The sequence below is a fragment of the Cupriavidus cauae genome (genome assembly GCF_008632125.1).
Classification (GTDB): Bacteria; Pseudomonadota; Gammaproteobacteria; order Burkholderiales; family Burkholderiaceae; genus Cupriavidus; species Cupriavidus cauae.
Genome location: NZ_VWRN01000073.1, coordinates 67204 through 80667, shown reverse-complemented (window position 1 = coordinate 80667; position 13464 = coordinate 67204). Strand labels below are relative to the sequence as shown.

The 13464-nt window shown below is 59.6% G+C and carries 12 protein-coding genes; 6 read left to right on the top strand and 6 right to left on the bottom strand.

Annotation, left to right across the window (positions count from 1 at the left end):
• Window positions 1–14: 14 nt before the first annotated feature.
• The 4 genes from F1599_RS25205 to czcE all read left to right on the top strand — a co-directional run bounded on the left by F1599_RS25205 (window position 15) and on the right by czcE (window position 3589).
• Window positions 15–965, top strand: a complete 951-nt coding sequence (locus F1599_RS25205; RefSeq protein ID WP_062739169.1) for a cation diffusion facilitator family transporter — start codon at window positions 15–17, stop codon at window positions 963–965.
• A 1-nt stretch (window position 966) separates the two neighbouring features.
• Window positions 967–1644: a heavy metal homeostasis two-component system response regulator CzcR gene (czcR, locus tag F1599_RS25200; RefSeq protein ID WP_008646724.1), complete on the top strand. Its 678-nt coding sequence runs from the start codon at window positions 967–969 to the stop codon at window positions 1642–1644.
• 4 nt (window positions 1645–1648) lie between these two features.
• Window positions 1649–3079 (top strand): sensor histidine kinase CzcS, encoded by a 1431-nt coding sequence (gene czcS, locus F1599_RS25195; RefSeq protein WP_150084886.1) that lies wholly within the window; start codon window positions 1649–1651, stop codon window positions 3077–3079.
• Between the two features lie 108 nt (window positions 3080–3187).
• On the top strand, window positions 3188–3589 hold the full coding sequence (gene czcE, locus F1599_RS25190) for a copper-binding periplasmic protein CzcE (RefSeq protein ID WP_011514820.1): 402 nt from the start codon (window positions 3188–3190) through the stop codon (window positions 3587–3589).
• Window positions 3590–3887: 298 nt separating this feature from the next.
• Here the strand turns inward: czcE and F1599_RS25185 are convergent, their stop codons facing one another.
• Both F1599_RS25185 and F1599_RS25180 read right to left on the bottom strand, forming a co-directional pair.
• A complete protein-coding gene (locus F1599_RS25185; protein WP_008646716.1) occupies window positions 3888–4166 on the bottom strand; it encodes a hypothetical protein in 279 nt (92 codons plus the stop codon).
• 182 nt (window positions 4167–4348) lie between these two features.
• Window positions 4349–5416, bottom strand: coding sequence for a porin (locus F1599_RS25180; RefSeq protein ID WP_011229350.1), 1068 nt, complete (start codon window positions 5414–5416; stop codon window positions 4349–4351).
• Between the two features lie 296 nt (window positions 5417–5712).
• On the opposite strand from F1599_RS25180, the gene flgB reads away from it, so the two are divergent.
• Together flgB and F1599_RS25170 are read left to right on the top strand one after the other, a co-directional pair.
• Window positions 5713–6135, top strand: coding sequence for a flagellar basal body rod protein FlgB (gene flgB / locus F1599_RS25175; protein ID WP_008650726.1), 423 nt, complete (start codon window positions 5713–5715; stop codon window positions 6133–6135).
• A 499-nt stretch (window positions 6136–6634) separates the two neighbouring features.
• Window positions 6635–9124: a heavy metal translocating P-type ATPase gene (locus F1599_RS25170; RefSeq protein WP_011514822.1), complete on the top strand. Its 2490-nt coding sequence runs from the start codon at window positions 6635–6637 to the stop codon at window positions 9122–9124.
• 57 nt (window positions 9125–9181) lie between these two features.
• Here the strand turns inward: F1599_RS25170 and F1599_RS25165 are convergent, their stop codons facing one another.
• The 4 genes from F1599_RS25165 to F1599_RS25150 form a co-directional block, all read right to left on the bottom strand.
• Complete coding sequence (locus F1599_RS25165; protein WP_223277440.1) at window positions 9182–9460, bottom strand: zinc ribbon domain-containing protein; 279 nt, start codon at window positions 9458–9460, stop codon at window positions 9182–9184.
• 256 nt (window positions 9461–9716) lie between these two features.
• Window positions 9717–10838, bottom strand: coding sequence for a glycosyltransferase family 2 protein (locus tag F1599_RS25160; protein ID WP_008650723.1), 1122 nt, complete (start codon window positions 10836–10838; stop codon window positions 9717–9719).
• Window positions 10835–11218 (bottom strand): GtrA family protein, encoded by a 384-nt coding sequence (locus tag F1599_RS25155; protein WP_008650722.1) that lies wholly within the window; start codon window positions 11216–11218, stop codon window positions 10835–10837. The genes F1599_RS25160 and F1599_RS25155 overlap by 4 nt, the downstream gene beginning before the upstream one ends.
• Complete coding sequence (locus F1599_RS25150) at window positions 11215–12822, bottom strand: glycosyltransferase family 39 protein (protein ID WP_008650720.1); 1608 nt, start codon at window positions 12820–12822, stop codon at window positions 11215–11217. The genes F1599_RS25155 and F1599_RS25150 overlap by 4 nt, the downstream gene beginning before the upstream one ends.
• Window positions 12823–13464 lie beyond the last annotated feature (642 nt).

Here is a 13464-nt window from a genome sequence, read left to right as displayed (position 1 = left end):
TTATAGGAGTTTCTATGGGCGCAGGTCACTCACACGACCATCCCGGTGGCAACGAGCGATCGCTCAAGATCGCCCTTGCGCTGACCGGTACGTTCCTGATTGCCGAAGTGGTCGGTGGTGTCATGACGAAGAGCCTGGCGTTGATCTCCGACGCCGCGCACATGCTCACGGACACCGTCGCACTGGCCATCGCACTGGCTGCTATTGCGATCGCCAAGCGACCCGCGGACAAGAAGCGGACATTTGGCTACTACCGTTTTGAGATTCTTGCCGCGGCCTTTAACGCATTGCTGCTGTTCGGTGTGGCTATCTACATCCTGTACGAAGCCTACCTGCGGCTGAAATCGCCACCTCAGATTGAGTCAACCGGCATGTTCGTCGTGGCTGTGCTGGGCCTGATCATCAATCTCATCAGCATGCGCATGCTGTCCTCCGGGCAAAGCAGCAGCCTGAACGTGAAGGGTGCTTATCTGGAAGTCTGGAGCGATCTGCTCGGGTCGGTTGGCGTCATCGCCGATGCGATCATCATCCGCTTCACGGGCTGGGCGTGGGTCGACTCCGCCATTGCGGTGCTGATCGGCCTCTGGGTACTGCCTCGCACTTGGATCCTGCTGAAGTCGAGCCTGAATGTGCTGCTCGAAGGCGTACCCGATGACGTGGATCTGGCAGAGGTTGAGAAGCAAATTCTGGCGACGCCCGGGGTAAAAAGCTTCCATGACCTCCACATCTGGGCACTTACCAGCGGCAAGGCGAGCTTGACGGTTCATGTCGTGAATGACACGGCCGTCAACCCGGAAATGGAAGTGCTACCGGAATTGAAGCAGATGCTGGCTGACAAATTCGATATCACGCACGTGACCATTCAGTTCGAACTGGCACCATGCGAACAAGCGGATGCAGCTCAGCATTTCAATGCATCGCCAGCACTGGTCGGATCGAAGTCGCTTGCTGCAGGAGGAAACTAAGGTGCGGGTACTTGTTGTAGAAGACGAACCGCGTACTGCGGAGTATTTGCAGAAGGGATTGTCGGAGTCGGGTTTCGTGGTCGACATCGCGAACAATGGTGGCGATGGGCTCCACATGGCGGAAGAGACCGACTACGACGTCATCATCCTGGACGTCATGCTGCCAGGTATGGACGGGTGGACGGTCATCAAGTCCATTCGATCCAAGTCCGAGACACCCGTACTGTTTCTGACGGCGCTGGATGATGTGGCGGATCGTGTCAGAGGCTTCGAGTTGGGGGCAGACGATTACCTGGTCAAGCCCTTCGCCTTTGCCGAGCTCCTTGCCCGTATCCGGCGTTGCTTGCGCCAAAGCACCTCGAAGGAGTCCGAGCGATTGCGCATTGCCGATCTGGACATCGACGTGCTTGGAAGGCGGGTATTCCGGGGAACTACCCGCATTGAATTGACGAATCAGGAGTTCTCGCTGTTGCACCTGCTCATGCGCCGGAGAGGGGAGGTGCTGTCGCGAACCACGATCGCGTCCCAGGTCTGGGACGTCAACTTCGACACGGATACCAATGTCGTTGACGTCGCGATCCGGCGCCTGAGATCCAAGGTGGATGATCCCTTCGATCAAAAGCTGATCCATACCGTACGGGGAATGGGCTATGTCCTCGACCCAGAGCGCGGCCGGTGACGGAATGAGGCCCGGGACTTCGATAACCCCGCTGTCACTGACGAGGCGGCTTGGGCTCTTCTTTGCATTGGTACTGTCTATCGCGCTGGCCAGCATGGGCGCCTTTGCTTACTACTCGCTCGCCGCGCAACTCGAGGCCAGAGACGATGAGGTTGTAAAGGGAAAACTCGAACAGGTCGAGCATTTCTTGCGCGAGGTGGACGGGGTGCAGGGCGTCCCGGCGGCGCAGCATCGCTTCGATGATCTGGTGCGAGGTTACTCGGACCTCATCGTTCGCGTCACGGCGCTGGATGGCCGGCTTTTGTTTCGCACGGGCAACGATGCATTGCTGGAAGGCACTGACCAAGCGGCGGTCACGGGAAAGTCATCGCTCATGTTCCAGTCCGCCGATGCGGTGTTGGGGCGAGACGGTACGCGGGCGACGGTGTTCGTGGCGAAGTCTGGCGAGGACAGGAAGCAGGTGACTGCGCGATTCCGGACGACGCTCGTGCTTGGTACCACCGTCGGTGTGATATTGACGGCCCTGGTGGGGGCGGCCATTACGCGCCGTGAGCTGGAGCCGGCGCACGTACTTATCAAGCAGATCAACCGGATCAGTGTGGAACGGCTGAGCTACCGGGTGGACATGCCACCCAAGCCCACCGAAGTGCGTGATATCGCCTCTACGTTCAATGCGATGCTGCAACGCCTCGAGGATGGTTATCAGAAGCTGTCGCGGTTCTCCGCCGATCTTGCCCATGATTTGCGCACGCCGCTTAACAACCTCATTGGACATGCCGAGGTCGCCTTGTCACGAGACCGCACCGGGCCCGAGTATGTCGCCTTGGTGGAGGAAAGCCTGGTCGAATACCAGCGACTTGCGAGGATGATCGATGCGATGTTGTTCCTCGCGCGAGCTGACAGTGCCAATGTGGCGCTCGAGTTGACGGAACTCCAGTTGAATGCAGAACTTCGCAAGTTGTCCGCCTACTTTTCGGTGCTTGCAGAGGAGCGAAGCGTCGTAATCAGGGTAAGCGGGGATGCCACCCTGGTCGCTGATGCCATTCTGTTCCAGCGTGCGATCAACAATGTTCTGTCAAATGCGGTCCGTCATGCGTGGCCGAATTCGATGATAGATCTGGTGGTGCGCCGCGAAGCGGCACATTGTTGCATCGACATCACGAACGTTGGAGACCCAATCCCGGAGCGGGAACTTTCCCTCATCTTTGATCGGTTCTTCCGTGGGGATAGGGCGAGATCCAACTCGTCACAGTCCACGGGGCTGGGCCTGGCCATCGTCCTGTCGATCATGGAGCTCCATGGCGGCGACGCGTCAGCCGTGAGCGGCTTGGATGGGAAGACACGCTTTACATTGCGCTTCCCGCTCAACGGTGCTGAAGCCTCAGCGCGGGTTTCGGTGGGTAGGCCGAGTCAGGACCGACCAGTCGTTGGGTAGAGTGGTGCAATGAGCCCGATTACCTATTTGTAATCGCCGGGCAAGGCTGCAGCATGCGTACAATTTATACACTCGTTTTCATAGATCAACGAAGTCTCTAGAAAGGAGATGACTATGAAAACGAAGAAACACGCCTTGCTGTTTGCGGCGTTGCTGTTGGGTGGGATGTCGGCTTCGTATGCTTTGGAAATGACCGGGTTGAAACCGGGCGTGCCTGCGTCGACGGCGACGGCGCAGGCGATGGCGAAGCGTCACGCGACCTTGTATGGCGATCCAGCCGGCCAATCTCAGGCCAGTCGCATTATCGACGTGAAGCCAGGGATGCGGTATGTCAACGTGGACTCTGGCGAGACGGTGGCGTTTCGGGCCGGCGAGAAGATCGTCGCATGGACCTTCGCCCAGATGGTCAGGGATACGAGTGTGGACCTTGGCTTGTTGATGCCGGATCTGCCGGGTAGCGCTGGCGTGCGCGTCTATATTGATAGAAGCGACCTCTTCACAGGTGGCTGAACGTTGCTGAACCGGTGAACTACAGGCCCCGCACAATGCGGGGCCTTTTTCATCGTCATTGGCGTCGGTTCTGCCGCTTAGCAATACACGAGGCGATGGGAAGTTGTAGCACGCGCCACCGCATCATGAACGGCACCGGATTGACGCCGATGGAGGGAAAAAAAGCTTGCCCTCCGGGGAGGGCAAGCTTCGGAAGCTTTCGCCATCGGGATAAAGCGAAAGAGCACCAAGAGCCAAGCAACTGACGGGTGCCTGGCTCCCCCACAGAGGTCGGTCTGAGTTTCAGGGACGGCTTGCGTCAAATTCCGCGTGCGCCATCGGTGAACACATCACGCGGCCCAATACGCGAGCCGTCGGTAAATACGTCACGCTGGCCGAGGCGTGCGCCGTCGGTGAACACGTCGCGCTTGTCGATGCGTGCACCGCCGGCGTAAATGTCGTTGACTGCGGCGCGTCCGCCGTCGGTGTAGGGGTCGCGGGGACGGTGGATCTGGCCATCAGGGGTAGCAGCGATGGCGGAGCCGGCGGCAGCAATCGTGAGGGCAGCAGCAATCAGGGCAGTGTGAATCGTCTTCATGGAATCTCTCCGGAGTCAATGTTTGTGAGTCTCTAATCGCTCACCGTGTTCACAGTCTAGCTACCGGACCTGCTCCACTGAATTACCCGCGTATTACGATCCTGTCATAAAAAAATGCCTCCCGGTTGGGAGGCACAAACTCTCTTGAATTAACAAGAAAGTGTCGATTCTTTTGAGCTCGCTCAGAACTTGTGGCGTACGCCTACGACGACGCCGGTCTGATCCTTGCCAGGGACAACGTTGGTCGGGCTGCCGGTCGTCGAGTTGTAGCCGTTCATGCCCAGCTGCGAGTTGCCGCGGTTCAGTGCATAACCGACGTTCATATACACATCGGTACGCTTCGAGAAAGCGTAATCTGCCGAGGCAACGAACAGGAACGGGTCTGCGCCAGAATTGCGGCTGTCCGTGTAGTAGGCGGCGCCGGTCAGCGTCAGTGCGGGCGTCAGGCCATAGCGCAGGCCGGCCCAGTAAATGTTAGAACCGTTCGTCGGCAGCGCACCGACATTGCCGTTGTACCAGCGATAACCAATAAATGCCTTAGCCGGTCCGAAAGCGTAGCTCGCGCCAATTAGAGCGCGGCGGTCCTTGCGGTCGGCCGTGGCGACGGTGCTGCCCTGGATCTCGTCGTACACCGCGCCGACAGCGAGGGCGCCGGTTTCATACATGAGCGATACGCCCATGTTTCGATCGACCTTGTAGTTCCCCGGCACTTCGCCGCCGCCGGTGCGGCTAAAGCTGTAGAGGCCGGTGACCGTCAGGCCACTGAAGATGCCACGGTACTTGATAGCATTGTCAGCGCGACCCGCCAAGACGTCATCCATCTTGAAGAGCGAGTAGCGCGGCGCGAAGCCCATCGGGTCGAGTTGCAGCGTGGTGTCATACATTGGTGTCGTTTGACGACCCAACGTCAGTTGACCATATTTGCTACCCAATCCTACGAAGGCACTACGATCAAAAAGACGGGTGCTGTTGTTCTGTGCGCCGGTGTCGAACGAAATGCCGCTTTCCAATTCGAAGATGGCTTTCAGACCGCCGCCAAGGTCTTCGACGCCACGCAGGCCCCAACGCGACGTCGACATGTTGCCGGAGGTCATGCGAACCTGGTTCGAGCCACCGGGCGAAGCCGATGGGACGTTGCTCAGATACTCGATACCCGCGTCGGCCACACCATACAGCGTGACGCTCGATTGAGCGAATGCGGTTGTAGCGAACAGACCGAGGGATGCGACGGCAATGCGACTAATCTTCATGGATTCTCCTCATTAAGACCCGAAATTAATTTGGTGGGGGCGAGTATAGAAATCTGCAGATGACGGTCAGATTGCGAAGTAATTACGTGGGGTCACTTCGTCGCGTGATGACGACAAGGTGGAACGTACCGGGGTTATGTGGATTGACATGGCTTTCGCGCGGACGCGTCAACCTGTGTGCGCGCGAACATTGCGGGCCGGTAATGGGAAACTCACGAAAAGAGGTCGCTTCTCTCGAAGCAAGATCGACTGCCTTTGCAATACGCTGCGGGTTCCGATCTAGTTGGAGAGTAAGGATGGACACGCCATACGTCGCAAAATGGGCGCGTAGCGAAGACAGCGTTCATGAGCAAGCGCTGCGACTTCGCACACGGAGGTTCGAGCTGCTGTCTGCAAATATTGCAAATGCGGATACGCCGAACTACAAGGCGCGCGATATCGACTTCAGCGCCGAGTTGGATAGGGTGATGGGCAGTGGCCAGAATTTTGCGGGCATGACCATGACTTCGCCGCGACACATCGAGGCAAGCAAGCCCGCGCTGGAAGAGGATCTGATGTATCGCGTCCCCCTGCAGTCGAGTATGGACGGCAACACCGTGGAGATGGACGTCGAGCGTGTGGCGTTTGCAGAGAACGCGCTGCGGATGCGGTTCTCCATTCAAAAGACTGCCGACGAGTACAAGGACATGCTCAAGCTCTACCAGGACATGCGGCCCTAGCGGGGAAACCGCGACTACTGGCAGGGCGGCTTGGGTGCGGCGACAGCGCTGGACGCGTCTCTGGAAGACGGCTCCGGTGTGCTCGCTGCGGATTCCTGCTTCGACGGATGTTTGGCTGTGCGATGTCGCGGGTTGGCCGCCCAGGCAACCCGTTGGTCGCGGGAGGCGTATCCCGTGTCTGAATGTCCAATGGCGAGGGTGTGCCACTGGGTCGGCTTCTCGCTGAGTCGATCACCGGTCGCAGGAGCCGGCAAAGCGTAGGCCAGCAAGGCAGAGCATGCGACGGCGCTAATCATCTGTATGGTTCCTGGACGGATGACATGAGGATCCTGTCATCCGCAAGATAGTACGCTCAGATTGCGGGCACATTACCAACGCATTACGGCGGGGCATTGGGGCGCTGACTCGTTGAGCTTTGTTGTTGCAATGCGGGGCACACTAGTTGCTAATAGTGTGCAACGGCGTGAATGCCGATTCAGACTGACTGGAGCCCGCGACAATGACCGAAAAGCTGCGCCTGGACATTCCTGTCTTGCTTCCTGGCCTTCCCGATTCCTCTGATCCCTGTGTAGAACGGTTGCTGTCCGAACTGAGAGGGAAAGAGGGCGTCGAGGCGGCGCATATAAAAACTGCAAATGTTGATAGCGATTCACAGATATGTGTCCACTACGATCCCGCAGCGATTTCCCTTGCCCGCATCCGGGAGCTGGTGACAAGCACGGGTGCGGTGATTTCGTCGCGGTTTGGTCATGTGCTTTGGCAATTGAAGGGCGTCTGGCACGAACGACGAGCGCGAACCGTAGCTAGCCAACTGCGGGCCTTGCCCGGCGTCATCGAGGCCGAAGTCAGCGCCTCCGGCATAGCGCGCGTCGAATTCGACAACGATCGGATCTCCGCGGCAGGGATCGAGCAGGCCCTGTCAAAACGCGGGCTCGCGCCGGTTGAGATCGGTGCCCGGAAGAGCGGTCATGCAGACCATGAACACCGCGAAGGCGTCAAGGATCATGCACATGGGGAAGGCGAGGGGCATGAGGCCCACGCACACGGCAGCGTGTTTGGCCCGAATACTGAGCTAATCTTCTCCCTGATCTGTGGGGCCTTGCTTGGTCTCGGATTTGCCGTTGGTAAGCTGTTCGGCAGCCTGCCAGCATGGATTCCGGTTGCCTTCTTTGTCGGCGCGTATTTTTTTGGTGGTTTCTATACCGTTCGGGAAGCGATAGAGAACCTCCGGCTAAAGAAGTTCGAAATCGACACACTGATGCTGGTAGCCGCCGCAGGGGCGGCGGCGTTAGGCGCTTGGGCGGAAGGCGCGCTACTTCTCTTTTTGTTCAGTCTCGGCCACGGGCTCGAACACTACGCCATGGGGCGCGCCAAGCGGGCGATCGAAGCGTTGGCGGCGCTCGCACCGGCTACAGCAAGTGTGCGGCGTGAAGGCGAGGTACGAGAGGTCCCCGTCGAGGAATTGCAGGTGGGGGATGTGGTGGTGGTTCGGCCGAACGAACGCCTCCCCGCCGATGGTTTTCTGGTAAAGGGGGCTTCCGCAGTCAATCAAGCGCCGGTTACTGGCGAAAGCATCCCGGTCGACAAGCAGCCCGTGGATGACGCCGCCGCAGCCAGGAGGAAGCCCGATGCCGTAGGGGCCGTGTCCCGCGTGTTCGCCGGAACCATCAATGGCGCCGGCGCCATTGAAGTGGAAGTGACGCGCCTTTCCACGGACAGCGCCCTGGCGAAAGTCGTCAAGATGGTCAACGAGGCCGAAGCGCAAAAGTCACCGAGCCAGCGGTTCACTGAGAAGTTCGAACGGATCTTTGTTCCTGCAGTGCTTGTGCTGGCGGTATTGCTGCTGTTTGCAGGGCTAGTGATCAATGAGCCGTTCAGTGCGACCTTCTACCGCGCCATGGCGGTGCTGGTTGCCGCCAGCCCATGCGCGCTCGCCATCGCGACACCGAGCGCGGTGCTGTCGGGGGTAGCGCGCGCCGCTAGAGGGGGTGTACTGATCAAGGGCGGGGCGCCGCTCGAAAACCTGGGTTCACTGAAAGCCATTGCATTCGATAAGACGGGGACGCTGACGGAGGGGCGCCCCCGTATTACCGATGTGATGGTCGCCGAAGGAGTAGCTGAAGCGGAATTGTTGAGCGTAGCGGTCGCCGTGGAGTCGCTCAGCGACCACCCGTTGGCTGCGGCCATTGCCCGCGATGGCCGCAAGCGCCTGGAAGGCAGTTCCATCCCGGAAGCGTCTCATCTCCAAAGCTTGACCGGACGCGGGGTCACGGCGACGTTGTGCGGTAAGACCGTCTGGATTGGCAAGCCTGACATGTTCGGCGCCGACGGGATTGCACCGCTTAGCGAATCGATGGCGAGCGCAGTGCAGACGCTGCGCAGCACTGGCCGCACGACAATGATCGTCAGGCAGGGAGATCGGGACCTCGGCGCCATTGGGCTGATGGACACGCCGCGCGCCTCGGCGCGCGCTGCCCTCGAGGCACTGCGCAGGCTGGGTATCACACGCATGATCATGATCTCCGGCGATCACCAGCGCGCAGCCGAAGCCGTCGCCAAGGACGTAGGTATCGATGAAGCCTGGGGCGATCTGATGCCTGAGGACAAGGTCAAAGCCATCCAGACGTTGCGCGCGGAAGCCAAAGTGGCCATGGTCGGCGACGGCGTCAACGACGCGCCGGCAATGGCCAACGCCACGGTGGGCATCGCAATGGGTGCGGCAGGTTCAGATGTGGCACTGGAAACGGCGGATGTTGCGCTGATGGCCGACGACCTCCAACACCTGCCTTTTGTGGTCGGTTTAAGCCGACATACGCGGGCCATCATCCTTCAGAACGTGTATATCAGCCTCGGCGTCGTGGCGTTCCTTCTGCCAGCCACGATCCTCGGCCTCGGTATCGGGCCCGCCGTGGCCATGCATGAGGGGTCGACGCTGATCGTCGTGTTCAATGCGCTTCGACTGCTAGCCTATCGCGACAAATCCCCATGACGGGCCCCGGCCGCAATGATGGCGATGCCAGATGCGGCGGCAGCTATGGCCGCCGACTCATTTGGCGGCATTGCCGCAACTTCCACAGAACTTTGCGTCGCGTGGGAGTAAGGTGCCGCATCGACTGCACGGCGCCGGAGCCAGTGAACTGCCGCATTGCTGGCAGAAGCGCGCGCCCTGGGCGCTCACCGTGCCGCAGTTGGGGCAGTGGACGCCGGCGGGGCTTTGTGGTGGCAAAGGATTCCCATAGCCGTAGCTGCCGCCACCATCATGATGACCTCCTCGACGACCGTGCTCACTTCCGCCGCCGTGATGACCGCCGCTGTGACGGCCCATGAGCCTTTCCAAGAAACCCATCATTCCTCCTAAGTGGATGGATCGTCGCTGCGGCCCCGTGGTGTCGGGTGCTGCGACGACTTGCGCTGCTACGCGTCAGCCAATGCCTGTAGTAAATAGTCTGTAGTGACTACAGGGTCAATGGTCGGTGGATGCGAAGAACGGAATAAGTTGAATACGAGGCTCTTTCTTTCGAAAACGTCATGATCCCGATAGTTGCTGGCCATGTCGTGAGAGCGCATGGAAGGCGGGCTGTCTATCGGCTTGGCGCAAGGGTTTCCGTGAGGATGGCATCCCGCTGAGGAGCCTCGGGGAGGCCAGGAGCTTTGCCTTCCGGGCATCCGGGTGCGTGAAAGATTGCTGCAGGCGGGGTGCCACCCCGTGTCGCTGCGGCCACCTGCCCCGGCTCAGCGGTGGGGGTGCCGGGGCCGATCGGCGCCGTATAGCTTGCCACCAGATACACCGGCCGCCGCTTGACTTCATTGAACAGACGCCCAACATATTCCCCGAGCACGCCTAGGAAAACCAGTTGCAGGCCGCCCAGCAGAAGCAGGGCGGTCATCATGGATGGGTAGCCGTGTACGGGGTCGCCGTAGAGCAGCGTCTTGCCAACGATGAAGGCGGCCATGCCAAAGGCGGGAACGGCAACAAGCAGGCCGATCGAGGTTGCAAACTTGAGCGGCACGGTGGAAAAGGCAGTGATGCCATCCACGGCAAAACGCAACAGCTTGCGGTAGTTGAACTTGGTCGTCCCGGATGCCCGCGCGTCACGCCGATACAAGACGGCCGTCTGCCGGAATCCTATCCAGGCATACAGCCCCTTCATGAAGCGGTGCTGCTCCCGGAGTTGTCCGAGTGCGGCAACGGCACGACGGCTCATGACGCGGAAGTCGCCGGTGTCGGCCGGAATCTCCGTATCGCTGAGCTTGCCCATCAGGCGGTAAAACCAGTGCGCGGTGAACTTCTTGAGGAACGATTCGCCATCCCGGGAAGTGCGCGTGGCGTACACCACGTCGAACCCCTCGCGCCATTTCTCGATCAACGACGGAATCAGTTCGGGCGGATCCTGCAGATCGGCGTCGATGATCACAACGGCGTCGCCGCTTGCCACGTCGAGGCCCGCCGTTAGCGCGGCTTCCTTGCCGAAGTTGCGACTCAGCTCGACAATGCCGACGCGCGCTTCGGCCGCCTTGAGATTGTGTGCAACCGCCAGTGATCGATCGCGGCTGCCATCGTCCACGTAGATAATCTCGTAGTCCGATGCCAATCCATCCATCACGCGGAGAAGCCGAAAGTGAAACTGTGGCAGGACAGCTTCTTCATTGAAGAGCGGTACGACGACCGAGATCTTCTCTGGCAGCAGGCTGGCGGCATTCATCGCATCGCTCCATTCATGAACGTCCAATTTGCATGGAGTACGTAGTTGACCAACATGACGAAAATTGTCGAGAGGATTTGAGCAACCAGGTAGTGAAGCCCCAATGCTAGTCCAGCCCACATCAGAAGTGAGTTAAGAAAGAACGCCAGCGCGGAAACGAGAATGAACCGTCCGAAAGTGGCGCGTTGTGGTCGGACTGGTGTGAACACCCATCGGCTGCTGATGCAGTAGTGCGTCAGAAGGCCTGCAACACTGCCGGCGGCAGACGCCGGTAGCGCTGCAACCCCGAAACCGACCAGCGTGATCAGTGTTGCGTAGTGTGTAGCGGTTGCCGTCGCCCCCGCGCCCAGAAACCGTACAAATCGTGATGGGATGTTCATGGTTTTTGCACCAGAACGTTGACGCCATGTCGTCCGATCACAGTTGTGTTGCCGCCGAGCAGCGGTCTCAGTCGATGAAACGTCTCGTGCCGCATGACCGCGAGCTTGTGACCAGGGGTCAGCCATCGCTGCGCAAAAGCTTCTTCATTAGCAATCCACTTGTCGGGCTCGACCGAGAAGCCGAGATCCAGCTCGGATCTGGCCCCGACAATGATCGGTTCTCGTTCGGCGTAAAACGCCAGACCTCGGTCAATCTGGCCCACGTTGAACAGTTGTGTGTTGTCGCGGGACGCCGCCTTGGCTTCCAAGCCAAGTGGTTTGATGGAGAGGGACCCAAACGCCCGAGACGCCATCAAGCCAGCCTGAAGGCTGGCCAGCGTCGCCAGCGAAGCGACGGCAACCGCGCAGAGCCTGTGGCCGCGCAGGGCGATCCCAAAGGCCAGGAAGCCACCGATGACCAGAATGCCCATCGTGATGGCGCCCCAGGTATGCAATGAGGCCGGATTGCTGATATTGAGCTTCAGTACCGCATTCGACATTGTCGGATGCCATAGCAGCACGGCGATGGCAACGCCGAGCACAGGCATGGCAAGAAAGCTTGCCGCCAGTGTGGGGCGGGCTGCAGTCATGGATCTGTACGCGAGCAAGACGGCCACCGGTGGTAAGGCGGGCAGGATATAGAGCGGCAGCTTCGAGCGCGAAATCGAAAAGAAGGCAATGACAACGACTACCCACAGCGACAGAAACAGTCGTGCGTCGAAGCCAGGCGTTGCCTGTGCGCTGCGAGAGCGGAGTGCGATAGCACGGGGAATCAAGCCCATGAACGGCAGGACGCCTGCCGCACCAACGGCCAGGAAGAACCAGAATGGCTTGTCCCGCTCGTGAACCGAGGACGAGAATCTCGCGAAGTGTTCGTGGATGAAGAAGTAATTCAGAAATTCGGGGTTGCGCTGGGACACCACGACAAACCAAGGCATGGTGATGGCCACCGCAAGCAGGCTCCAGCGCCAGAATCTCGCGCTAAAAAATGCGGAAAATTGTCGAGTGACCGCCCCGTATAGCAGCAGCGTGATTCCTGGCAGTACCAGGGCAATCAGGCCTTTGGCAAGAAATGCCAGACCGACCAACAACCAGATCAGGGGGTATAAGCGAGGTTCCCGATTCTGGTAGGCCACGGCGAAAACGAGAGCGGCACTGCCGAGCAGTGCGCCGACACCAATGTCTGTTGTTGTCAGATTCGAGCCGAGAATCCAGAGGGGAGCGCCGATGAGCACCAGCGCTGAGGCGAGGCCTATGCGCGTGTCATAGAGCGATCGCGCCGCCCACCATGCGGCGAGTGCGCCCAGCAGTCCCACAAGCGCACTCCAGATCCTTGCTGTCCACTCGGACGGCCCGAAGAGCGTATAGGCGCTGGCGGTCGCCCAATACTGCAGGGGCGGCTTGTCGAAGAACTTGATGCCGTTCAACCGCGGCGTGACCCAATCGCCGGAGACGAACATCTCGCGCGGAACCTCGGCGTAACGACCCTCGTCGGGTTCATAGAGGGGACGCACGGATAGCGTGGACATCCAGAGGACCACCGTGAGTGCGATGGTCAAAGCCATGAAAATCTGTCGCTTCAAGAGACTGCCCGTCCAGGTGTGCGGTGGCCACTGCTACCGCGCTTGGTCAAATGCTCTCAGGGCGCAACGACATAGATGCCGGATGTGGTTCGTCGCCGTCGTGATGTTGGATCATGGAGCAGTTCACGCGGCGCCGCTTGACGCCCCACGAGCCGAGGATGCGATTCACGCGGGAGTCCGAAGGATGGCGACTTGGCCAGCAGAGAGCGAACAGCGGGATTCTAGGGCGCTCACCTGTCGGGGGGATTACGAGATGATGACGGCGCAGTCCGCCGTCGAGTGCTTTGCGGCAGAAGAAGTTGCCTGACGAAGCGTCAGCGTTAGCTCATGGTAACCCAAGTGCTTCGGAGAACGGGCGTCGGGTTCGATGCGTTGGTGCGTAACCATTCGGCAATGTCGCCGCAATGTTCTGCATAGTAAACTTGACGCCCCGCAGTTGTCAGCGGGCCTCATCACCCTTAGTGCTCAAGCCTAGGAAGTCGCTTTCCATCAGATGTTCTTAGGCGCAGCCTCTTTCGAAGGTGCTTGTCTTTCGCGCTGCGCTTAGATCCGGGGTGTTCGTTGTCAACCCCAAAAAGTCGCAAGGACTTCGCTGCTATGCGGTCGAGACTGACGGCACTTCTG